We start from the raw sequence: 23,717 nt of genomic DNA on the forward strand, positions 1-23,717 counted from the left end.
TTTGCCTCGGAGATTTGGCCCGGCCGGCCGTTTCCCCTGGCGAACTCGGAGTCGTTGGTCGAGGCAAAACGCCGGACCCGGGCCGAGGATCTGTTTCGCCCTCTCCCATCTTGAGGCCGTTTGAGATGCTACGCGCGATGTACCAAGCCCTTCTCCGTGGCGCCCGTCGTCGGACGATGAAGCAGAAGTCCCCGTCCGCACGAGCGGCCCGATTCACCCCCTCGCTGGTCAGTCTGGAAGGGCGTGAAGTTCCCGCGGTGACGGCGTCATTCCTCCCGAGCGCCGGGGTTTTCTCCGTCTTCGGCGACAACCTGGACAACACCATCACCGTCAGTCGTGACGCGGCCGGAAAACTGCTGGTCAACGGCGGGGCCGTTTCGATCCTCGGCGGCACGGCGACGGTCGCGAACACTTCCCTGATTCAAGTCTTCGGCCAGGGCGGTAACGACACGATCACCCTCAACGAGGCGAACGGTGCGCTGCCGAAGGCGAACTTGTTCGGCGGGGCCGGCAACGACGTGCTGACCGGCGGGAGCGGCAACGACCTGCTGTTCGGCCAGGACGGCAACGACACGCTGCTCGGCAAGGGCGGCAACGACCTGCTGTTCGGCGGGGCCGGCAACGACGTCCTCACCGGCGGCGACGGCGACGACCAAGTGTTCGGCGAGGCCGGCGACGACCGGACGGTCTGGAACCCCGGCGACGACACCGACTTGAACGAGGGCGGGGCCGGGATCGACACCGTCGAGGTCAACGGCGGCAACGGGGCCGAAGCGTTCACCGTCACCGCCAACGGCACGCGGGTCCGGTTCGACCGCGTGAACCCCGCCCCGTTCTCACTCGACATCGGCACGAGCGAGAAGCTCGTCGTCAACATGAACGGCGGGGACGACACGTTCACCGCCGGCAACGGCTTGGCCCCGCTCATTCAGCTGACCGTGGACGGCGGCACAGGCAACGACACGATCACCGGCGGCGACGGGAACGACTTCCTCTTCGGAGGCGACGGGAACGACACGATCAACGGGGGCCGCGGCAACGACACGGCCTACCTGGGGGCCGGCGACGACGTGTTCGTGTGGAACCCCGGCGACGGTTCGGACACGGTCGAGGGGCAGGCCGGCAACGACCGGATGGTCTTCAACGGCGCGAACATCAACGAGAAGATCGACGTTTCGGCGAACGGCGGCCGGGTCCGGTTCGCCCGCGACGTGGCCAACGTCGTGATGGACCTGAACGACGTGGAGGGGATCACCTTCAACGCCCTCGGCGGGGCCGACACGATCACGGTCAACGACCTATCCGGCACCGACGTGACGGCGGTGAACCTGAACCTCGCGGCCGCCGGTGGGGTGGGCGACGGGGCGGCCGACACGGTCATCGTCAACGGCACGAACGGCGACGACGTGATCCAGGCCGTCGGCGATGCCACCGGCACGAGCGTCCTCGGGCTTGCGGCTCTCGTGACCATCACCGGGGCGGAAGCCGCCAACGACCGACTGACGATCAACGCCCTCGCGGGTGCCGACGTGATCGAGGCGTCGGGCCTGGCCGTGGGTGCCATCCAACTGACGGCCAACGGCGGCGACGGCGACGACGTGCTGATCGGCGGCAACAACAACGACGTGCTGACCGGCGGAGCCGGGGACGACGTGCTGATCGGCGGGCCGGGCCAAGACGTGCTCGACGGCGGTCCCGGCGACAACGTCGTCATCCAGTAAACGGGAATGACCATGGGCGGGCCGGGGACAAGGGCGAGTCGCTCACCCCCGGTCCGCAGTTCCTTGCGACCCTATTTCCTCCAGAACCCATCACGACAAACCGGAGAAGGCCGATGCCGTTGGTAAATGTCAAACTGATCGAAGGCGTGTTCACGCAGGCTCAAAAGCAGGAGATGATCCGGAAACTCACCGACACGATGGTGGCCATCGAGGGCGAGAACCTGCGTTCCGTGACGTGGGTTGTTGTCGAAGAGGTCAAAAGTGGCGACTGGGGAATCGGTGGCAATCCCCTCACGACGAGCGACGTAAACGCTCTCGCAGCCCGAACGGCCCGAGGTTGAGCCGCGAGGGTCCGAGTTGTTACCGCTCTTGCGGGGCAAAGACTGTTCGAATTGCGGAAGCGGGTTCGTCCCCAAGCCCGCCCGTGGTGGAACCAGCCGGCACATCCGGCTTTACACAACGGTGTGCCGGTTTCCAGTACAACCGTTGTGCAGGTTCTGCATTCGTTGTGCGACTGTGAGGGCAGATCGCCGGGGTAGCGGGCGAGCTCGTGTGGGACTTCCAAGACGGGCGGAAGATCAACTACGTCGGCGATCAGATGGATGACGTCGATCCGAACGACCAGGCGGATTGGCCGCGACAGCAGGCTTGGATGGCCAGCAGGTCGACCGGATCGGTGGGTGTTTCGGGACCGCCTTCGGACCCTCGTTCGACCGACGACGAGGAATCCTCGTAAGCGACTCTATCGCCTCGCGTCAGGCTTCGCAGGGAACTGACTGCTCATGGGGCTGAAGTCCAAGACGATTGCTGGGTCGTCCTTATTGCCGGTGGCAATTTTCGTCCCATCCAGACGGAATGCCACAGACCGAATAAACGCCGCGTTGCCCTTCAAGGCGAGGAGTTCTGTGCCAACGCTCGCGTCCCACACCCACACCACACCTTCATGGCCGCCGGCGACAACCCGCGTGCCGTCCAGGCTGAATGAAGCCACCCCACTTGGTCAGTGTGTTTGAGGGTGAGAACCGCTGTAGCCGTTTTCACATCCCACCTCGGCCTCAGATAGGCAAACACCTCATTCAGCCACCGCCGGACAACCGGGTCGGTCGTGTCGTACTTCTCGTGATCGTTCGAGATCGAGAATTGCCGGTAGTCCGCTCCGAACCGCTTCTCCTCCAAGTCGGGCCTTTGCGGAGGTCGATGGTCGTACCCGGACGACAGATCTGATCCGCCGTCTCAACGAACTAAAGCTTGCCACCCCGCAAGATGCGTCTCACAGGAGCACGTCATGCCCAGCGAGCAGGTTAACGCACTCGCCCATGTCGCGAAAGTTGACCCATCCCTTGGAGTAAGCCAGCCCCTTCACACCGCGATAACCTCCGCCGCCGAACGACCACGCTCACCAGCCCGGTGCAATCAGTGGCCTCATCATATCCAGAACCAACTCATGCCGCCGGGTCTGGTGCAGCGGAAGACCACCAACCCCCGATAGCCTGTTTTTCTGCTTCGCAAGTCTTTGTCAGGTAGTATTTTACGTCGTTTCAACGACAAGGGTAAACCCAAAAAGGGTAGATGTCGTGGTAGTTTCGGCGTAAAATCAGTGTACCTGACACCGGGCTTTGGGGGAAGTGCGATGAACGACGTGCGTAAAAAAGGCAGTGGGACGTGGGATCGTAGCCAAGACCGCTGGGAACTCAAGAAGCTGGGCATCCGCAAGACGCCGCAGCAGTTGGCCGACATCTTGGGGGAACCCGTCCCCACAGGGAAGATCGCCAGCCGCCCGTATTGGGACAAGTACCTCACCATCCTGACCACCGCCGACAACGCCGAGAAGCGGAAGCGGTCCCACCTGCAAGAGCGGCTGCGGTCGCTGGAAGTCATCATCGAGAGCTTGCAGGCCGAGAGCCGGGACGCCACCGAGTTCATCAAGGAGCGGCAGTACGTCCTCGACCTTCCCGAATGGGACATCGACCACGCCGACGTTCCGGCCATGCACCCGGACGCCAAGAAGGAACTCGTCATGCTGGGGCTGGACGATGACGAACTGGCGGTGCGGGTGCTGAACAGCCACCACATCAAGAAAGCCCCGCCGAAGGGCAGCGTGAAGCAAGAAGCGGAGAAGTACATCGACTCCAAGAAGGGCAAGGACAAGTCCAACCAGCGATCCGCCATCAACCTGTTCGTGCAGGCGTGCAGCAACATCTTGGTGAATGAAATCACCATCGACCACTACCGGGAGTTCTTGAAGTTGCTCAAGAAACACCCCACTTGGAACGACACCAGCAAGGCGAAGAACCAGAGCCGGGTTCACACCTTCCTGCACGCTCTGGCGACTGACCACAACCACCCGATGCCGTGGATCGGGGACAAGCGGCACATGCTGCCCGTCCCCGAAGGCGACAAGGTGCAGTACACCATCGAACAAGTTCGTACCGCCCTCGCCAACGCCACGGGCATCGCCCGCACCGCCCTGTTGATGGGCTTGAACTTCGGGTTCTACGCTTCCGACATCATCGAGTTGGCCGAGGAACACGTCATCAACGACGGCAAGCACGTCAGCAAGGTGCGGAAGAAGTTGGCACACAAGACGAACCGGGTGAAACCCGTGTGGCTCGTCTGGCCGGAAACGAAGGAGGCGATGGCGTTCGGCATCAAGCGTCGTGACCTTCAACGGGAGTGGGACAAGTTCCGTGAGAAGTTCGGCCTTCCCGAACACAAGGCACTGCGGAAGACGACCGCTCAAATCATCCAAGACGACGAAGATTTCGGGGAGGAAGAGAGTCTGCTGTTCCGGGGCGAGAGCCGACAGGGGACGCACCACAAGAACTACATCAAGAAGTACACCCCGGAACAGGTGGTGAAGCTCGACAAGGCACTGACGAAGGCGAGGAAGGTGCTGTTCGGGGTGGAGTAATAACCGGCCCGCCGCCCGGCTAATATGCCACTGGTTTCGGGTCGAAAGTGTCGTCAAAGGCGGTTAATAGCCGTTCAGACCGTTCCCAAGCAGACGACCCGCCGAACCCCATGTTTTCATGGGGTTTTAGTGCTTTTGTTGTCCATCTGCTCTACTTTGTGGGAAGGTTGTGGGAGTCCTTCAAGGGGGTGGGTCAAGTCCGTGTTCTTTACAGCACGCCATCCCGCCGCCCCGCCCCTTGTTGCAGAATTATCATCTCCCGGCGACGAACGGAAAATGGTGAAAAAAGGTTCCGTCACCCCCGGCCTTGCTCCACCATTACCCGGTGTTCCTTCTTGTTCTTGAACGTCGCCGCCCTAAATATCGGCATGAAGCACACGACGTTTTCAGAGTGGTTGGCCCAGCGTGACGAGGGTTTCCTGCTGCCCGACCGACCGGCACTCAAGGGGATGACCAAGATCAACATGACCCCGTTCACGGACGCCCAGCGGAAGCGGATTCAGCCGAAGCCGGTAAAGAAGCCGAAGTTATTTCCACCTACCATCAGAAGGATGAAAGAGATCGTTCCGCAGAAGTATGTGGCGAAGATCGGGGATTGGTGGCAAAATGCAAACTTGTAGTTGTGGAGGAACGTATGAGTTCACCAGAGAGGGAATGGAAACACATTCAAAGGCGACTTCGCAGCATCCCCATAGAAGAGATTGGCCCACGGGTTGTAGCTGAGGAGCGAGATGGCCTCTGGTGTCTTGTTGCGAGCGAATTGCTGTTTGTCCCAGCCAACGGGAGTACATGCGAGACGTGCTGGGATGACCCTTTGGAGTCTGCCCAATTCCGCCGTTGGGTGCAGTTACGCCCTGAGCGTATACACGCTACGCACGATTCTGCACTCGCATTCGTCCGCTCGCATTTCGGGCAGTGTGATTCGGCTTCGTCGTCATCGGGATGATGCTCTCTTACCGAGGACAACGCCTCTGATGTTGCGTAGGAAGTCATCAGCCATCTGCGTGAGGATGAAGCTCTACAAGGCGGAATAGTTGATCGTGAATTGACTTTCCGCACTCTGTACACACCATCCCGGCGTCAAGTGGTATGCCGCATCCGGGGCAGTACCACCGAGTAATCAATCGACCTACCTCGACGGCCTCCGGACGAGGCCGCTGCACTGGAAACCGCTGTGTGAGGATTTCGTGCATCGCCCCGCTCAACGGCATATCGCCATTCACGCAAGTGTATACACCATCGAGAATTTGCATCGTCCGACCGCAATGTGGGAAGTACATCTTATTCCTCCGCTGTTGGCGAAACTTACCCAGCCAGATGTGACAGGACTGTTGCTTGGAGCGAAGCCGGAAATCGTCATTTGGCGACAGACGGGTTGTGCAGCTTGTGCCACTCAGCGTCTCGCTTAAAGAAGGTTTCTCCGCATTCACGGGAGCAAAACCACCCGAAGTGATGGACTGGAGTGAACCCCTGCGATTCAAGGAGGCGACAAAATTTCTCACGCTCGGCATCAGGAGCATCACCTGCGATCTCGCCGAGAAGCCGACTGCACTCAGTACAGACGAACTCAACGTTTGGCACTGCACATCCTCCTGGTAGCCCCGATCCCACCCGATCGACCATGCCACCGCTGTTGGCAGCATTTTCAACCCGTTGCAGGACTGCCAAATAGGGTCACTGGTCATTTTCGTCTGGAACCACCAGCAAATCCAGAGGAATCCACGCAGCCAAATCGTGCCACACAGACTCTACCCTATTGACACTGTTCGGAACGTGCCGTAAGATCACGTCAGGAACAACGAGGACACGAACATGACCGTGGCCGCTTACATCCGAGTCAGCACCCGCCGACAGAACGACGACGGCCAGCGGGCTGAAGTGAAGAAGTGGTTGGACGCCAACGGCATCGACCCGAAGAAGGTGGAGTGGTACTGCGACAAGGAGTCCGGCACGACAATGAAGCGGCCTGAGTTCGACCGCTTGCAAGCCGACATCTTTCACGGCAAGGTCAAGACGGTCGTGTTGTGGAAGCTGGATCGGCTCTCCCGCCGCCTCAAGGACGGCGTGGCGACGTTGGCCGACTGGTCGGAGCGGGGGTTGCGGGTCGTCGTCGTGACGCAACAACTCGACTTCAATGGCTCCGTGGGCCGCATGATTGCGGCGTTGCTGTTGGGGCTGGCCGAGATTGAGAACGAGTACCGCAAGGAGCGTCAGGCGGCTGGGATCGAACAGGCGAAGAAGAAGGGCAAGTACAAGGGCCGGGCCAACGGGACGTTGAAGGGGAACCCGGCCCGTGTTGTTGAACTCCGTGACAAGGGGCTGACGGCCCCGGAGATCAGCACGGCGTTGGGTGTTTCGCTGCGGACGGTGTGGCGGTACATGGGCCGGGGCAACAACGAGCCGGTGAAGGCGTAATCGGTGACGTGAAGGTGTGGCCCAGCCCGGCCGCGAAGCGGCCGTGGCTGGGCAGTCACCACGACATTCCTTCAAGGTCGCCGCTCAGGGAAGGAAATTCACCAATCCGGGGAATTGTCGGTGAGAATTGTTCGCCGGTGGATAGATACCACCATGAACAACCCATCCATGCCGGGCGTCTTCTCCCGGTACAAACAAGAGAAGTACACCGCCTTCCAGACGTGGCTCACCACCAAGCACGGCCAGACCATCTACACCCTGTTCCGGCAGTTCTCCGAGACGTACCGCAACGCCGGTCACGCCCGCTGCGGAGCCAACCTCATCGGCAATAGAATTCGCTGGGAAATGAGCGTGGGAGAGTACGTCGGGTTCAAGGTGAGCAACGACTACTTGCCGATGTTGGCCCGCCAGATGGTGATTGACCAGCCGGACTACGCCGACTTCTTCACCTTCCACGACACGGCCACCCGGAAGGCGTTGGAAGCCGTCGCAGTGGGCGGCTCAGATATGAATATCTAATACGCCAAACACGACGAGGAGGATGACGCACTGGTAAAATGAAGAACCCGCCGCACGGCTGCGAACCAAGTGCGGCGGGTCAAGAAACGTACCATGTTACATAGTACCCCAGCACCGAGATTGTTTCAACTCCGTCCGAGGAAGCGGGTTCGGCCCCTTCACTACACCGAGGACGGGTGGCATACCCTTGACGGCTACTTGTACGAGGCCGACAAGCTGGCCCGGTGCGTCCAGTGGGCCAGAAGAAAATACTTCACGTCCGAGTTCACGGCCTTCGCCAGTATCAACTTCACCGAGGACATAACCGCTGCTGAAATGAAGGCGTTGTGGCCGAAGGTATGCCGCTATCTGTCGAACAAGAAGGTCGTCGCCTTGTACGTCTGCGAGGCCAGCCGCCGCTCCAACCACTTCAACTTCCACATGCTCTTGCGGAGCCGGACGCCCGACCTGTTGGCGTTGTTGAAGCAAGCTACGAAGACTGTGAAGACGAACATCAAGTTGGAGCCGTACAACCCCGGCGAGGGCCGGTACACCGTCAGGTACATGGTGAAGGCGAGGACGGCGAAGTACAAGAACGGCGAACTGGTCAGCCGTGACCGCTGGGCAAAGAAGCGGGTGCTGTTCCGGCAAATACTCAAGATGCGGAAGTACGGGTTCATCGGCCCGTTCTGGCCGCAAGGAATGAACAAGGAAAGCGTCTGGAAGGAGATCGTCGCCCACGAACGGAAGATCAACGACGGCCTTCAACAGCCGGGTGCGGAAGAGTACGCCCGTGAGATGTACGAACTCACGCAGGGCTTCTTCTCGTTGAGTCGGGTTCGCCGCTCCGTGGGCTACTTCGGTGTCCCGTCCGGTTGGGTTCCCAAGTTGGACGACGATCTTGTTGTTGTCGAAGATCATGACGCCGACGCCGAGATACCCACACCAGCCGCCGCCAAGCCACTACCGCAGAAGCCCGTTAAACCGCTCTGGAAGCCCCTACGAGCCGTCGAAATGATCGGGGTGATGAAAGACCGCCCGGAGCGTCCTGCGGCCACCTACGGGCCGCTCATGACGACAAGGTGCGAACCGCCTGACCAGACGGCCCGGCCACCGCCCCGAAGGGTAGATTTGGAGGGTAGGCGGTCGAAACTACCCTTGCATCTACCCTTTTAACCCCTTAAAACACAGGGGAATACTACTGGCAGTCAGGTGCAGCGCCTGACATGTTAGCATCCAGTCATCGTGAGAGCGAGGCCCGGTGGTCGGATCAACCGCACCTGCCGGTCGTTCGGATCCACCTTGATCTCGATCCGGGTGACGGGCCAAGCGGCGGGTATGTGGTGCCCCACGGCCCGAAGCAGCACCCACTGACGGCGACCGCGGGGAGCAGCAAGACGATCGACAGCCGCCTGCGTTTCTGCATCCCGACGCTCTCCGCCGCCGAACAGAGAATGAGTCTGCGCGGGCGCAGACGAACACGGGAAGTGGATTGGACCGGGCCGGCGGCCGTACGTCAAGGCTGGGTCAGAAGTTACGGCGACCTGGCCCCCAATCGACCGCGCAGCCTCACACGGTAACGCACCCCGTCGCCAGGCCGTCACCCAGCGTCCCGCTGGCTTTGCACCACCCAGGCGTCCTTGTTCCGCACGTGCGCGTCGATCATCGTCGGCGTGCAGCGGGATGACGGGCCACTTGAGTTGGGTCGCGTACCCGAGGGCGGCGGCCAGGAGCGGGTTCGGGTCGGGGATCAGTTCGGCCACGCGGTCCCCGTGATGGTTCGGGACGCATCGCGTTCGGGTGTCCATCACGCGGTCGCCGGCGGCCCCGCGTGTGATCGGGGGCAGGGGTTTGAGATCGTAAGTGGACAAGGGCGGGGGCCGTGACGGCTCCCGCCGCTGGTACTCCTCGAACGCCCAGTGGGGGGCATGGACACCGCCACCGTTCGGGCCGTGGTCGCCACGGTCTCGGTCTTCAGCTGTTCGGCGGCGCGGCGGAGGTGGGCGGGCAGGCGGGCCAGGACCGCGGCCACATCGACCGCGGGATCGGGTCGTGCGGGTCGGCCGGTTCGTCCTCGCCGATCCCGTGGAGGGAGTGCACGACCGCCGTGCGCCTCGTCGCCAGCTGCCGACGGAGCAGGTCCGCGGCGGTGCAAGGCGTGACCACGGCGAGGTACGCCTCGATCACGCCCCGCGCCGGGTCGAACGCCCGGCGGGCCTTCAGCAGTCGGAGGAACATTTCCTGGACGACATCGTCGGCGTCCCACCCACGGAGGCGGTGCCGGGCGGCGAGCCGTCAGGCCGTCTCCCGGACGAGGCGGCGGGCGAACGCGGATTCGGTCAACGGGGAGTTGGGCACGGGAGCGACCCTCCCGGCCGGCTTCGAAGACGTGAACGGACCAGTGGTCGGGCCATGCCCGCCCCGTTCCCGCCTCCGCGCCACGGCCGGCGAACCTCCGGCAAAGTGCAACTCCCGGAGGAGGACGGCGTCGAGGCCGTCGACGTCGCCGCACGCCAAGCAATCCTCTCGGTCCCGGCGGATCGGGTGCAGGCTGTACTTCGCCTCCCGGGCGAAGAAGTCGTCCCGGCCGACGAGGTACTCGGCGATCGCCCGGCGGTACAACTGCCGCTCGCCCTTCAGTTGGGCGTGGACGCGGAGCTCGCTGAGGACGGGGTCGTACACAGCCCTCGACAAGTTCATCTGTGACGCCTCGTTGAGCACGAGCAGGTCACACAGGTCGTGGCCGAACAGTTGCTTGGGCTACTTCTGCTTGACCATCCCGTACGTGCCGCCGGGCGTGATGCCGATGACCGCCCACGGGTGCTCTCGGATCGCGTCCGCGTTGGCCTCCCTGCCTTTGTCCTTCTCCGCGTCCTTCGACAGTGGGATGACGCCGGCGGGCACCGCGTCCTTCGGCGGAGCCCGGTACCGGGCACGTCGAGGAGACACATGTCGAAGTGCTCGTCGAACCGCGGGCGGTCTGTCGCCCGCAAGTCGCGGACGTTCGCCAGCACCGTCGGTAGTCAAAGTCGTGAAACTTATGGGGAAACCATCCCACGGCGTGCCTGGAGGTACGCCAGCCACTCAAGAGCGTCGGACAGCGGTCCCGAGGGCACGGCCCCGGGGCCGCGCAGGCCGGCCCCGCCGGTCCCGGGCGGTGAGTTCTCGATTCGGGCAAAGTCAGGGGCGAGCGGATCCTGAGAAACGAATTGGATTCGCCCTTCGAGGAAATTCAACCACGCTGCACCGGAGTGGTCGGTGGACCAGTTCTCCTGGGACGCCCACGACCGGCTCTCGCGAGCGTCTTGCGATGCGGCGAAGTGAATCGGCTCGCCCGGGCCAGAAAAGGCGTTGTCGAACAGCGCCACGGAGACTTTGGCCAGTTCACCCTTTTCGTACCGCTCGACGCGAACGGGCGAACGGGCCGTGCTTAGAAACGTATTCCGGCCGAATAGCACCTCGGGCTGACCTTTCGCCGGTGCGAAGCGGGTCGTACCCAGTGCCACACAACAATCGTCCGCCTGAAAAATGTTCTCAAGGAAGGCCCACCGCGCGTGACCGAGTTGCAACCAGAGGTTTTGCGAGGCGTCCGTGAACACGCACCGCTCGATCCGGGCCTCCGTCCGGACCCCGGGGTTTGTAACGTGCGTGTTCACCGTCCCCTCCACCCAGCACCGACGAACGGTCAAGGGCATCGCGGCGGAGTTCCGAAAGTCAAAGGCTAAAATGACGAGATACTGTTCCGGTCGCGGATGGGCAGCCCGCAACCAGAGGCAGTCTTCAACGACGCACGGACCACCGATGGAGAGACGCCAGGCCGAGGCGTCGGCGGTGTTCTGCGGTGGCGGGTCGGCTTGAAAGGTCAGGCCGTGGAGCCGCAATCCCGCCCCGGCGGCGATGGTCGCACCCGCGTAACAGACCCGACCATTCTTCGGCGGGATGTTTTTGTTGACTTGATATTTCGTTGTTCGCAAGCTCGCGCCGGTGCGGCTGAAAATCCCGATATCGGTCACATCGGGCGGGACAGAAAGACCCACCGATCCGTCCGGCAGCGGGGCGAAATCGGTGTACGGCCCCGCGTCTAATATCTCGATGGCTTCGCCCGATCGCACTGCGGCCAGTGCGGCAAGAAGGCTCCGGAACTCGGCCCCGCCGTCCTGCCGAACGGTGCGAATCCGTCGGCCGCGCAGCCACTCGTCCAGTGGGGGCGGTTGTTCCAAACGCCATCCGCTGAGAACAGATTGACTTTTGTCCGCCACGGGCAGTGGCCGATCGGCCACCGGGTTGGCATCGTCGGCCTTCGGCTTCGGTGGCCGAGAGTCGAGCCAAAGGCCGAGGCAACCCAGCGTACCCAGTGCAATGAGTAGCGCGAAAGCCCCGACCCACCGGCGGGCCGTCGGTTTGGCGTTGGGTCGGTATTTCTGGGTCTCCGTCGTGTCGGCCGCCGCTGAAACGGTCCGCAACGCGGTGCGCGAATCGGGCTCGGGTTCGACTTGTAACAAACGCCGTTCCACGTCCTCGGCGGTCGGCCGCCGCAGGGGGTCTTTGAACAAACAATCGCGGACCACTGTCGAGAAAGCGTCCGGCAGAATTGGGAATAGCTCGTTCAGCGGCGGCGGATCGTACTCGGCAATCAGCCGCAGGGAGGCCGCCTGCGATCGGCCGCGGAACGGGTTGCGACCGCTCACCAACTCGTACAACACGCAGCCGAGGCTAAAAACGTCCGCGGGACTGCCTACCCGCGAATCGTCGACCTGCTCGGGAGCCATGTAATGGGGTGTGCCGATCAGCGCGTGGACGGACGTGAAACTCTGATCCGCGTCTTGCCGGCGGGCGATCCCGAAGTCGAGGAGTTTGACGCGGGGCGGACGCCCGGGAATGTGTTGAAGGAAGATGTTCCCCGGCTTGATGTCCCGGTGAACGAGGTTTTGGCGGTGGGCTTCGGCGAGGGCGGAAGCGACTTCGCGCCCGATTCGAACCGTCTCGTCCGTCGTGAACGCCGGGCCCCTTTTGAGGCGGTCGGTCAGCGATTCGCCTTCCAGCAGCTCCATCACCAAGAAGAGGACCGGCCCGTCTTCCCCGACGTGAACGACGCGGACCACGCCATCGTGCCGCAGGCCGGCCGTGAGCCGAGCTTCCTGTAGGAACCGCTGCCGGGCAGTGGTGTGGTGCGCGATGGCCGGGTTCAAAACCTTGACCGCCGCCGTGCTTTGGAGGGACCGGTGCCGGGCGCGGTACACGACGCCCATGCCGCCCGCCCCTAACGCGGCGGTAAGCTCGTAGTCCCCCAGCCGACTCGGAAGGGGGAGCAGATCGACGGCGGGCGGCTCGCTCGATTCGGAAGGTTGAGTCGGCGTATCCATTCGGAAGTGCCCGACCTTTCGGAAGCCAATGATGAAACAATTGTTCCCGGAGCGTTGAATTCCGGAGTGGACCCCGATTCCACTTCCCGCTCGAAGCGATCCCCCCCTTGGGTTTCCGCTTTTCGCGGGCAACGTCCGTTCGACCGGTATCCCGGGGGAGAACCGGGCCAGCCCTCCAATCCTTGTGGAAGTGGGAACACCGTGGTATATTTTCACCTTCGCACCGGGCTTCAGCCATCCCCCTGAACAGGGGTGAATCCCAAGACGTTCATGAGCAAATCTCAACGAGTGACCGCCGCGGACGAGGTCGCAATCTTGCGACTGATGAACGAATGCCGAGAGTTAGGCGACGATGCGATGGCGTGGCAACAACGCCTCATTTCCGGCCTCCAGAAGTTGACCGGCGGCATGGTGGCCGCGGTCGGCCCGACCCCGCCACTCCGGGGTGAGTTGGGCGTCCTTCAAGAATGGGTCGGTCAGCAACTCGGCGGGGGGTGGCCTTCCGAGTCGTTGCGTCGGAAGTGGGAGGCACTCGCGGCGGACCCGATGGCGATGCAGGCACACCCGGCCGTGTCGGCCTTCTGGGCGATGCCCGAACCGAGCCTGTCCCTGACCCGGCGGGAGATTGTTCCGGACCACGTTTGGGATCGTTCGCCGTTTGTCAACGACCTGTTGCGTGCGGACGGGATGGACGAGGGATTGGTATCACGAGCCGACGTGCCGGTCATCGGCGGGGGCTACGTGTTGACCGTGGTACGGGCGAAAGGCGAGCAGGCGTTTTCACGACGGGCCGGCGCGGTCGTGGCGGCGCTACTTCGCGAGTTGGAACCCCATCTTGGTCGCGGACTGTTTCTCACCAGCCAGCCGAACCTGCACGGCCTTAGCCCCCGGCTCCGGCAAGTACTGGGCTGCCTGCTCGACGGGGATTCGGAAAAGGAGGCGGCCCTGCGGTGTCGTTTACACCCGACCACCGTCCACGAGTACGTCAAGCACCTCTACCGGCATTTTGGCGTGTCCAGCCGGGCCGAACTGTTGGCGTACTTCCTGCGGCGGTACCCACGACGGTGACCCCCAGCGACCTCCGCGGTGGGGCCGCCGAGTTGACGAGCGTGCGAAGGGGCCCCTACCTACGGGCAACCCTGGATTGGTGCCGCGGACGCCACAGGCACAGGCCCGAGCCGATGGCGACCGAACTTGTCCCCGAGCGTCCCGGCGGATACCACCCGCCCCGTTCGCGTTACCACCGACCGGGAGGGGCATATGGCGAAGAAGAGTCGCGGCCACGGACCGACGAAGGTGCTGTTCATCGGGAACAGCTTCACTGCCCGGAACGACCTGCCCGGCCTGATCGCCCGGTTGGCCGGGGCACTGGGCCGGCAGCTTGAGCACCGCCTGATTCACGCCGGGGGCGCGTCGCTCCGGGCGCACTGGAACGCCGGCCGGGCGACCGAGGCGATCCGGGACGGCGGGTACGACGCCGTCGTGCTCCAAGAGCAGAGCACGCTGCCCGCCAAGAACGCCAGCCGGATGCACGAGAACGTCCGCCTGTTCGACGGGGCGATCCGGGCTGCCGGCGCGAGGACGGTCCTTTACATGACGTGGGCCCGGCAGAACGCCCCGGACTCCCAGCAGGCCATTACTGACGCCTACGCCGCCATCGGCAAGGAGTTGGGTGCCACGGTCGCACCGGCCGGCGTGGCGTGGCAACGGTTCCTCCGGGACAACGACGGGCCCGCTTTGCACGACCGGGACCAGAGCCACCCCACGGTGGCGGGGTCGTACCTCGCCGCGTGCGTCATCCTCGCCGCACTGTTCCAGGAGAGCCCTGTTGGGGCTGAGGTCGACGTGCCCGGTCTGTCGGCCGGGGAACGGGCCGCCCTCCAGGCGGCGGCAGGGCAGGCGTGGGCAGAGCCCGCGTCGGAAGGATCGTGACCGATCGACGCATTCGAACCCTCAACCACTCCGCAGGATCGCCGACCGAGATTAATCCCTGCGGCTGCTGTCACGGGTCGCTACGCTGGGCGTGTAGCCTTCGGCGGTAGTTGAGGAGACCCGATCCGTATTCATCTCACTCGGTGGATTGGCAGGATCACTCGTTCGGCCTCAACACAACCCTCCCGTGACTTCGCCGCGGCGCAGACAAGTGAGCACCCTTCGCGTCTCGATTCAGACAGTCGCGGTGAACGCGGGGAAGATCAGATGGTAACAGTCGAGTTCCAAGACCGAGATCGAGTCAATCACGGTTCGGAGAACGCCGGGCCGCAGGGAGTAGTAGACAAATCAGCCTCTGTGTTCCCGCCGTAAAAAGTTTGCGTTCGTCAGCGTCGCCAGATGGTGGGAGAGGTTGTTGTTCGGGATGCAAAGATTCTTGGCGATCGTCGAGACGTTCTGAGGGCCGGCGGCCAGGAAGCGGACGATCCGCAATCGCTCCGGGGCGGCCAAGGCCGCCAGAAGACTGGAGCAGCGGATCGTGTCGAGAGAGGTGGTCGGCATGCGGCCCCTCGGGCAAAGCAACTTGTCAATAATCACCGCCAGTTTCGCCACCGCCGCGGGTGCCGACGGCCGTCCAGGTGGTCGGGTCAACAGCGTCTCGCACGAACCGGCCGGAGCCGTCTGCCATCAGCACGTTGACGCCGCCTGTGTGGTAACTGCGGGCGGCCTTGAACCCGACGCTGGTGTACTGTTGCTCGCCCGCCGTGGTCACGTTCGTGACGCAGTCGTACTGCGGGCTGTTCGGCGGGTAGAAGTGGTTGTAGCTCACGCACCGGACTTCGCCGGCCACCCACTGGAAGCCCCGCGGCTGCTGGTAGTTCCACGACGACGGGGTGCCGCACGCGGCCGGCGTCAGTGGCGGGGACACGTTCGCGTACCACTTGCGAGTCGGCCCCGGCGGCGTCGGGCCGTAGGTGGTCGCCCCGTCGCCGAGCGTGCTTTCCGAGAACGCCGTGGTTCCGGACAGGCCGTCGGTAATGTCCGCGAACCGCCCCTTGATCTTCGCCCGGAACACGCCATCGGAGTCCCACGGCGACCCGTAAGGGGCACCGCCGGCCGTCGCCCCGGAGCCAGTGCACGCGGCGTAGTTCGACGACCCGAATTGCGACACCCCGTACCCGCCGACGCCCGCCGTCATGCTGTCGCTGGGGCACAGAAAGATCGGGATCATCTGCTGCACCGCGAACTGGTTGTCCGTGGACACCTGCAACGACGGGTACAGGTACATCGGCTGATCCAAGTTCATCCGGTTGAAGATGGCCGTCTGTTCGAGGAACGGGTTGAGTTGCGCTAGCACGCTCCACGAGTAGAAGTACGGCGGCACGACCCCGACGTAGGGGGCCTTCACCACGGCCGGGAAGACCGGGGGCAGGGTGCCGTTCGTGCCCTCGTAGTTGTGCAGCGCGAGGCCGATCTGCTTGAGGTTGTTCGCGCACTTGAGGCGAGCGGCCGCCTCACGAACCTTCTGGACGGCCGGCAACAGGAGGCCGATCAGGATCGCAATGATGGCGATGACGACCAGCAACTCGATGAGCGTGAATCCCGATCGGGTCGATGTCGAACGAGGTGTCGGAGTCATATTTCCCATCCCACCCAGGCCGCGGAAGCTGCCGAATCGCCGCGCATTATCTTGACGACTCGTCAGGCGTCATTATATTTTCCGACATCCCCACGCCCACCTTCGCCGTCGAGAGGCTTGTCGTTCACCCGCCGGCCGTCTCGACATCATACCCCCAGAGAGCGCACCATGCCTCGCACCTTCTCCGCCCGGTCGGCCGCCAAGCGACTGAGGACCCGCCGTCCGTTGGCCGTCGAGGCACTCGAAGGGCGTGACGTGCCGGCCACGTTCACGTGGACGCCGACCGCGCCGGGGACGTACAGCTGGAACGACGCGGCCAACTGGGGCGGGGCTGGGTTCCCGAACGCAATCGACGACGTGGCCAACCTCACGGCCGCCCTCGTCGGTAATCAGCACGTCAACTTGAATGTGCCGATCACCGTCGGGACACTGAACATCGGCTCGACGACCGCCACCGGGGCGTTCACCGTCGTCGGCAGCGGCGGATCGCTGACGTTCAACGTGGCGACCGGGTCGGCCGCTCTGACCGACACGAACTCCGGCGGCGACGCCGTGCTCGCTCCGATCACGGTGAGCGACCCGTTGACCATCTCCGGCAACGGTGGCCTGCCGCTCGCCCTCGGCGTCACGCTGGCCGGCAGCGGCACCATCACCACGGCCGGCACCATCGCCTTGGCGTCCGGCCTGGCGACCGCGGCCCCGTTCCCGCTGAACGGCAGCGGCACCATCACATCCGACCCCAGCCTTTTCGTGGAGTCGTTCTACGACAGTGCCTTGTACCAGTTCAACGCCCGCACCGGCGACCTGCTGGCCGCCTTGCTCGCCCCGAACAGCAACACCGGCCTGCAACTGCCGGCCGGTCTCACCACCGGGCCGGACGGCAATCTGTACCTCAGCAGCCAGAACAATGACACCATCCTGAAGTTCGACCGGACCACGAACCAGTTGTCTACGTTCCTCGATTCGACCACGCTGAACAACATCGCGGCCATGCCGTCGAGCGGCGGCAACGCGCACTTCGCCCCGGCGGGCCTGCGGTTCGGCCCGGACGGCAAGTTGTACGTCAGCTTGAACGGCGGGTTCACGTCTGCTCAGGGGGCCGTGATCCGGTTCGACGTGAACAGCACCGGCGGCGTGCTGACTGCCCCCGGCACGTACACCCTTGTCGCCGGCCCGGCCGGCGTTGTTCAACCCAGCGGGCTGACGTTCGGAGTCGCCGCCGGGGACACCGGCAACCTGTACTTCAGCAGCTCCGCGACCGGCAGTGTGGTTAAGGTGACGGGGGCCACCGGGGCCACGCCGACGACCAGCCAGTTGATTGCCCCGCCGAACAACGGCGGACTGGAGTTCCCGACCGGCCTGGCGTTCGGCCCGGACGGCAAGCTGTACGTGGCCGACCTGGGGGCCTTCACCGGGGCCGGCAAGGTCGTGCGGTTCAACGCCGACGGCACGGCCCCCCAGACGTTCGTGGCGAGTGGCACCGGCGCAAACCCTGGCGACCTGGCCGGCCAGTTCCCGTCCGACCTGCTGTTTGACGCCCAGGGGAACCTGATCACGGCCAATCTCGGCCCGAACGGCCCGACGACCGGCCACAACAACGACTTCGCCGGGTCCGTGTACCAGTACGACTCGTCCGGCGGGTTCGTGCAGGCCCTCGTGGCGAGTAGCGACTTCCCGCAGACCGGCCCGGCCGCTTCGTTCTCCGGCATCATTCCGTCCCAACTGTCGCTCGCCGCCGCCGCCGCTTTCACGATCGGCAGTAACCTGAACCCGGCCGGTGCGGCGACCGGCGTGTTCACGACCCCGGCCGTCACCTTCACCGGCGGCGGCGGCCTGAGCGTCACGCTCAACGGCACGTCCCCCGGCGGCGGTTACGACCAACTCGCGGCGACCGGCCCGGTGGCCCTCAATGGGGCAACCCTGACCGTGGCGACCCCGTTCGCGGCCCCGCCCGGCTCTCAATTCACCATCGTCTCGGCCCCGGCCCTGAGCGGCACGTTCGCCGGCTTGCCCGAAGGGGCGACGGTCGTCGTCGGCACCCAGCAGTTCACCATCAGCTACGTCGGCGGCACCGGGCACAGCGTCGTGCTGACGCGGGTGGCGGCGACCGCCCCGACGATCACCGGCCCGACGACGGCCACCTTCTTCACCGGTGCGGCCCCGAGCTTCACCGTCACCGCCACCGGTTCCCCGGCCCCGACGTTCTCCGTCGCCGGTGGCCTGCCGCCGGGGCTGAGCCTCAACGCCACCACCGGGGCTGTCACCGGCACGCCGACCGCGACCGGCACGTTCACCCCTAGCATCACGGCCACGAACGCCTCCGGCAGCGACACCAAGGCGTTCACCTTCACCGTGCAGGCCGGCATCGCCCCGGCGATCACCAGCGCGGCCGGGGCCATGTTCACCGCCGGCACCGGCGGCACGTTCACTGTGACGGCCACCGGCACGCCGGCACCGACGCTGGCCGAAACCGCCCCCCTGCCCAGCGGCGTAACATTCGACCCGGTGACCGGGGTGCTGACGGTCGCCCCGACGGCGTTGGCCGGCAGTTCCGTGCTGACGTTCACCGCGACCAACGGCGTCGGCACACCGGCCAGCCAAACCTTCGCCCTGACGATCGGCAACGTGCCAACGTTCACCAGCCCGAACGCGACGGCGTTCGCCACCGGCACCGCCAACAGTTTCGCCGTCGTGACCGGCGGCAGCCCGACGCCGACGCTGAGCGAAACGGGCGCACTGCCGACCGGCGTCACGTTCGACGCCGCCACGGGCACGCTGTCCGGCACGCCGGCGGCCGCCACGGCGGGGACGTACCCGGTCACGTTCTCCGCCACCAACCTCTTCGGCACGACGACGCAGAGCTTCACGCTGACGGTGCAAGCGGCGGCCGCCCCGGTGATCACCAGCCCGGCCGCATCCGCCTTCAAAGTCGGCCAGGCGAACACGTTCGCCGTGACCGCGACCGGCACGCCGACGCCGACGCTGACCCTGTCCGGCACCCTGCCGACCGGGGTGACGTTCAACGCCAGCACCGGCGTCCTGTCCGGTACGCCGACCGCCGCCGCGGCGGGGACGTTCCCGCTGACGTTCACCGCGACGAGCAGTTCGGGCGCGGTGAGCCAGAACTTCACGCTCACCGTCGGCTCCGTGCCGGCCTTCACCAGTGCGACGACGGTGTCGTTCGCCACCGGCACGTCCGGGGCGTTCAACGTGACGGCGACCGGTGCCCCGTCGCCGACACTGAGCGTGGCCGGCACCCTGCCTGCGGGCGTGACCTTCAATGCCGCCACGGGGCAACTGTCGGTCGCGGGCACGACGGCGGCCGGCACGTATCCGCTGACGTTCACCGCCGCGAACGCCATCGGCACGGCGACACAGAACTTCACGCTGACGGTGCGGCCGGGGTCGGCCCCGGCGATCACCAGTGCGAACACCGCTCTGTTCGGCGTTGGCGCAACGGGATCGTTCAGCGTGACCGCGACCGGCACGCCGACGCCGACCCTGGCAGTGTCCGGTGCCCTACCGACGGGGGTGACGTTCAACGCCAGCACCGGCGTCCTGTCCGGTACGCCGGCGGCCGGCACGGCTGGCACGTACCCGCTGACCATCACCGCCACCAACGGCGTCGGCACCGGGGCCACCCAGGGCTTCACCCTGACGGTGCAATCCGGCGCGACCGGCACGGTCCCGGCGTTCACCAGTGCGGCCGCGGCCACCTTCGCCGTCGGCACCGCGGGCAGTTTCGCCGTGACCGCGACCGGCACGCCGACGCCGACCCTGAGCGTGGCCGGCGCTCTGCCGGCCGGCCTGACGTTCAACGCCGCGACCGGCCTACTGACCGGCACCCCGGCAGCCGGCGCCGCGGGCGTCTACCAGTTGACGTTCACGGCGACTAACAGCGTCAGCACGGCCAGCCAGACCGTCACGGTGACGGTGACGGGAACGCCGGTCGCCCTGCCGGGGCGGCTAGCGGTCAGCGGCCCGACAGACGGAAGTGTGACGGTGTTCGACCCGGCCACGGGCGGCCAGTACCCGGCCGGCACGGCCGTCGTCGGCAACCCGTTCGCCGGCTTGGGCGTGCAAGTTCGCACCGCCGTCGCCGACGTGGACGGCGACGGCACGCCGGACACGATCTACGTGACCGGCCCCGGCGTGGCCGTGCAGTTCGCTGTCGTCAACGGGAAGGATAACACTCTGTTGGTGGCCGCGACCATGCCTTACGAGGCGACCTTCACCGGCGGCGGATTCGTGTCGGCCGCCGACCTCGACGGCGATGGTCGGGCGGAAATCGTGGTCACGCCCGACCAAGGCGGCGGGCCTCGCGTCACGATCTTCGGCCGGCCGACGACCGGCACGACGGCGACCGTGAAGGCCAACTTCTTGGGCATCGACGACCCGACCTTCCGCGGTGGTGCCCGGTCGGCCATCGGCGACATCAACGCCGACGGCACGCCCGATCTGGCCGTGGCGGCCGGGTTCCTCGGCGGCCCGCGGGTGTCGCTCCTCGACGGCAAGACGCTGTTCGGCACGCCGACAACGCTGGTCGGTGACTTCTTCGCCTTCCCCGGCAGCGATGCGGTAACCCTGCGGAACGGGGCTTATGTGGCGGTCGGCGACGTGGACGGGGACGGGTTCGCGGACCTGATCTTTGGCGGCGGCCCCGGCGGCGGCCCGCGAGTGTACACCCTGAGCGGTAAACTGGTGTCGGCCGGCAACCTGGACGCGGCCTACGCGAACCCGGTGACCAACTTCTTCGTCGCCGGCAACACGTCCGCCCGCGGCGGCGTGCGGGTGGGCGTCGTGGACGCCGACGGCGACGGCCGGGCGGACATCGCGGCGGGCAGCGGCAGCGGTCTGCCGGGCAGCGTGCGGGTGTACTTCGGCAAGAACGTCACGAGCCCGGCCGAGCCGATCGCGTTCCAGGATCTGAACGTCTTCGGCAGCACGGCCCTGGCCGACGGCGTGTACGTGGGCTGAACCCGGTAAGAGAACAAGGCGGGCAGGAGTTCGGTCAAGGCCGCGTTCGGACCGTTGAGCGTGGTTATTCCTCCCTGCCAAGTTTTCGAGCCAAGTTGTGGTCGATCAAATACTCGCCCACAACTTGGCTCGTGAGGTGGCCGGGTCGGCTTCGCGGATGGTGCGGACGCTGGCAGCGACGATGTGACAGTAGCAGCCGGGGCCGCCGAGTGACCTGTGACTTACGAAAAGCCTACCTGCGGCCCCGGTCTTCTGTATCGCCTGCGTCGTGATACAAATCCGCCAGCGCCGTCGCGAGTTCCACCGATCGCCAAGCAAACGCGGCATCGTCCCGCTCGAATCCTATCCGAAACTCGTCGTCATCAGTTGCCGCGGCCGCGGCGGGGTCCAGAGCACCCGCCAGAATGCACATTGACCGAATTCCGCTCAGGCGCAGTGTGGCCGGGCCGACGTAACGGATGAACCCCTTGTTCGGCCCTGGCTCTCAACTCAATGGGAAGAAGTCCGCCCCGTTACCCGACGTAGACGCCGCCCTGCGATTGGTCCGCGTCGAACTCGAACGCCGGGGGCGGCGTGCCCGCCGCGCTGATGTTCTTGCCCAGGTAGGCGGTCACGTGCGAACCGGCCCCGGCTCCGGCCCCGACTACGAGGTCGGCCTTGGCGTCCCCGTCCAGGTCTTTCACGGCCAACCGGATGCCCCCGCGGCTGTCGACGTTTCCCCCGAAGAAGTTCGCCAGCGTGACGTACTGGTTCGTGAGCAGACTCTTCCCGTCGAACGCGAGTACCCGCGGGCCGCCGCCGGGGCCGCCGCCGGCGATCAAGTCCGCGTACCCGTCACCGTTGACGTCCCCGGCCGTCACGAAGATGCCGTTCCGCAGGGCTTGTTCGAAGGCGAAGAAGTCGCCGAACAGCTTTTTCGGCGTGCCCGTTAGCGACGTGCCGTCGAAACCGGCCACCCGCGGGCCGCCGCCGAACCCGGCGGCGACGATCAGGTCGTCGATCCCGTCGCCGGTCAGGTCGGCCACGGTCGCCCGTGCCCCGCCGCGGAAGTTCGGGTCGTCGATCCCGAAGAACCGGGTGAGCTCGGTCGCCGTACCCTTGGCGAGGGCGGCCCCGTCATACACGGCGGCGATCGGGCCGCCGCCTTGGTCGGGGGTAACGACCAGATCGGGGACGCCGTCACCGTTGAAGTCGCCGGCCGCGGCGTAGACGCCGCCGGTGAACGCGGACTCGAACGGGGCGGTGGTGGCGAGGACGTGCTGGTCCTTGCCGTCGAGGATTTGGACCTGGGTCGGGCCGCCGGGTCCGGTTCCGGCGACCAGATCGGCCACGCCGTCGCCGTTGAAGTCGGCGGCGGCGGTGCGGACGCCGCCGGTGAAGGAGGTGCCGAAGGGGCTGACGGTGAAGCGGACGGTACCGTCGGGGTTGTAGAGGGTGGCGGTGCCGGCCCCGGCGTCGGCCCCGACCGCGAACTGCGGGGTTCCGAGCAGCGCGGCCGCCGCGGTCGGTGGCACCGTTGGCGGCACGGCCGGGGGCGAGGTCGGCGGCACCGTCGGGGGGGAGACGTTCGCCACGGTTAAGTTCGATGCCCCGATGAAGTAATACGGCGCACCCGCGGTCTGTTGGTCCGAGACGCCGGACGAAGGATTCGATCCGGCCGTCACGATGGCGGAGGCCAAGACGTTGGTTTGCGTTTGACCGTGAAATTCGAAGTGGCTGAAAGGTGGGTTCGGGGAGAAGCCCGCGGTTACCGTCGGGCCGCGCTTGAAGAACTCGAACGAGTTACCGAGAATGTCGATCTCGTCACTGCTAGACGGCGTGTTGAGAGTATACGTGTAGGTGTTGTCGATTGTGACCGTCGCCGTGAGTTCGAGCGCCGTACCTCTGTAAAACGCATTTCCGCCACTCACCTGTCCGGTCGCCGAGTTGTTGAAACTGAACGTCCCCACATAGGTGCTGACGTTGTCCTGAATCGAGACCGGCACCGCGTGGTTGGTGGACGTGTCGGTGATGCTTGTGACCGTGCCGCTGAACTGGTAGGTGACGGTCGCCGGTTGCACGCGGTCTTCCAATACCTCGAATCTGGTGAGACAGCTTCGACCAGGTCTTCCGCCGCTCTTCGATCTGTGATGACGGCCGCGGTGTAATGAGAAGAACAGCATAGTCATTTCCCACAACGAGGTTTTTGGAAAATCCAAGGCATGCAGTGGACGTGGAAGGGTAGTACCGAGCCTTCGGAGGGGCAACACAACGAGAGATTT

The 23,717-nt window shown here is 65.1% G+C and carries 16 protein-coding genes and 1 pseudogene; 10 read left to right on the forward strand and 7 right to left on the reverse strand.

Features of this window, described 5'->3' with window-relative positions; genetic code table 11:
- Window positions 1–233: 233 nt before the first annotated feature.
- The 7 genes from PX52LOC_RS16240 to PX52LOC_RS16270 all read left to right on the forward strand — a co-directional run bounded on the left by PX52LOC_RS16240 (window position 234) and on the right by PX52LOC_RS16270 (window position 8,721).
- Complete coding sequence (locus tag PX52LOC_RS16240) at window positions 234–1,721, forward strand: calcium-binding protein (RefSeq protein ID WP_390637543.1); 1,488 nt, start codon at window positions 234–236, stop codon at window positions 1,719–1,721.
- 113 nt (window positions 1,722–1,834) lie between these two features.
- Entirely contained in the window at window positions 1,835–2,062 is a 228-nt protein-coding gene (locus tag PX52LOC_RS16245) for a tautomerase family protein (RefSeq protein WP_149111093.1), read from the forward strand.
- A gap of 1,289 nt (window positions 2,063–3,351) precedes the next feature.
- Entirely contained in the window at window positions 3,352–4,632 is a 1,281-nt protein-coding gene (locus PX52LOC_RS16250) for a hypothetical protein (protein ID WP_149111094.1), read from the forward strand.
- Between the two features lie 335 nt (window positions 4,633–4,967).
- Window positions 4,968–5,252, forward strand: a complete 285-nt coding sequence (locus PX52LOC_RS16255; RefSeq protein ID WP_149111095.1) for a hypothetical protein — start codon at window positions 4,968–4,970, stop codon at window positions 5,250–5,252.
- A gap of 1,192 nt (window positions 5,253–6,444) precedes the next feature.
- A complete protein-coding gene (locus PX52LOC_RS16260) occupies window positions 6,445–7,047 on the forward strand; it encodes a recombinase family protein (protein ID WP_149111096.1) in 603 nt (200 codons plus the stop codon).
- 153 nt (window positions 7,048–7,200) lie between these two features.
- Complete coding sequence (locus tag PX52LOC_RS16265; RefSeq protein ID WP_149111097.1) at window positions 7,201–7,566, forward strand: hypothetical protein; 366 nt, start codon at window positions 7,201–7,203, stop codon at window positions 7,564–7,566.
- 120 nt (window positions 7,567–7,686) lie between these two features.
- Entirely contained in the window at window positions 7,687–8,721 is a 1,035-nt protein-coding gene (locus PX52LOC_RS16270; RefSeq protein WP_149111098.1) for a hypothetical protein, read from the forward strand.
- 798 nt (window positions 8,722–9,519) lie between these two features.
- Here the strand turns inward: PX52LOC_RS16270 and PX52LOC_RS16275 are convergent.
- From PX52LOC_RS16275 to PX52LOC_RS16290, 4 genes and pseudogenes are all read right to left on the reverse strand, one after another.
- Window positions 9,520–9,828 (reverse strand): annotated as a pseudogene (locus PX52LOC_RS16275) (sigma factor); the annotation flags it as partial.
- A gap of 12 nt (window positions 9,829–9,840) precedes the next feature.
- Entirely contained in the window at window positions 9,841–10,245 is a 405-nt protein-coding gene (locus PX52LOC_RS16280; RefSeq protein ID WP_149111100.1) for a hypothetical protein, read from the reverse strand.
- A 60-nt stretch (window positions 10,246–10,305) separates the two neighbouring features.
- Window positions 10,306–10,494, reverse strand: a complete 189-nt coding sequence (locus tag PX52LOC_RS16285) for a hypothetical protein (RefSeq protein WP_149111101.1) — start codon at window positions 10,492–10,494, stop codon at window positions 10,306–10,308.
- Window positions 10,495–10,583: 89 nt separating this feature from the next.
- The gene (locus tag PX52LOC_RS16290; protein WP_149111102.1) at window positions 10,584–12,908 is read right to left on the reverse strand and encodes a serine/threonine-protein kinase; all 2,325 of its coding nucleotides are present in this window, start codon (window positions 12,906–12,908) and stop codon (window positions 10,584–10,586) included.
- Window positions 12,909–13,178: 270 nt separating this feature from the next.
- On the opposite strand from PX52LOC_RS16290, the gene PX52LOC_RS16295 reads away from it, so the two are divergent.
- Both PX52LOC_RS16295 and PX52LOC_RS16300 read left to right on the forward strand, forming a co-directional pair.
- Entirely contained in the window at window positions 13,179–13,976 is a 798-nt protein-coding gene (locus PX52LOC_RS16295) for a helix-turn-helix transcriptional regulator (protein ID WP_149111103.1), read from the forward strand.
- A 192-nt stretch (window positions 13,977–14,168) separates the two neighbouring features.
- Window positions 14,169–14,840 carry an SGNH/GDSL hydrolase family protein gene (locus PX52LOC_RS16300; RefSeq protein WP_149111104.1) on the forward strand — a complete coding sequence of 224 codons (672 nt, stop codon included), beginning with the start codon at window positions 14,169–14,171 and terminating at the stop codon, window positions 14,838–14,840.
- A gap of 348 nt (window positions 14,841–15,188) precedes the next feature.
- Here the strand turns inward: PX52LOC_RS16300 and PX52LOC_RS16305 are convergent, their stop codons facing one another.
- Window positions 15,189–15,401 carry an ArsR/SmtB family transcription factor gene (locus PX52LOC_RS16305; protein WP_149111105.1) on the reverse strand — a complete coding sequence of 71 codons (213 nt, stop codon included), beginning with the start codon at window positions 15,399–15,401 and terminating at the stop codon, window positions 15,189–15,191.
- 25 nt (window positions 15,402–15,426) lie between these two features.
- Window positions 15,427–16,479 carry a DUF1559 domain-containing protein gene (locus PX52LOC_RS16310; RefSeq protein WP_149111106.1) on the reverse strand — a complete coding sequence of 351 codons (1,053 nt, stop codon included), beginning with the start codon at window positions 16,477–16,479 and terminating at the stop codon, window positions 15,427–15,429.
- A 168-nt stretch (window positions 16,480–16,647) separates the two neighbouring features.
- On the opposite strand from PX52LOC_RS16310, the gene PX52LOC_RS16315 reads away from it, so the two are divergent.
- Window positions 16,648–21,456, forward strand: a complete 4,809-nt coding sequence (locus PX52LOC_RS16315) for a beta strand repeat-containing protein (RefSeq protein ID WP_149111107.1) — start codon at window positions 16,648–16,650, stop codon at window positions 21,454–21,456.
- A gap of 512 nt (window positions 21,457–21,968) precedes the next feature.
- On the opposite strand, the gene PX52LOC_RS16320 is transcribed toward PX52LOC_RS16315, so the two are convergent.
- A complete protein-coding gene (locus PX52LOC_RS16320; RefSeq protein ID WP_149111108.1) occupies window positions 21,969–23,516 on the reverse strand; it encodes an FG-GAP repeat domain-containing protein in 1,548 nt (515 codons plus the stop codon).
- Window positions 23,517–23,717: the final 201 nt, after the last annotated feature.

Source organism: Limnoglobus roseus (genome assembly GCF_008254045.1).
GTDB classification, from domain to species: domain Bacteria; phylum Planctomycetota; class Planctomycetia; order Gemmatales; family Gemmataceae; genus Limnoglobus; species Limnoglobus roseus.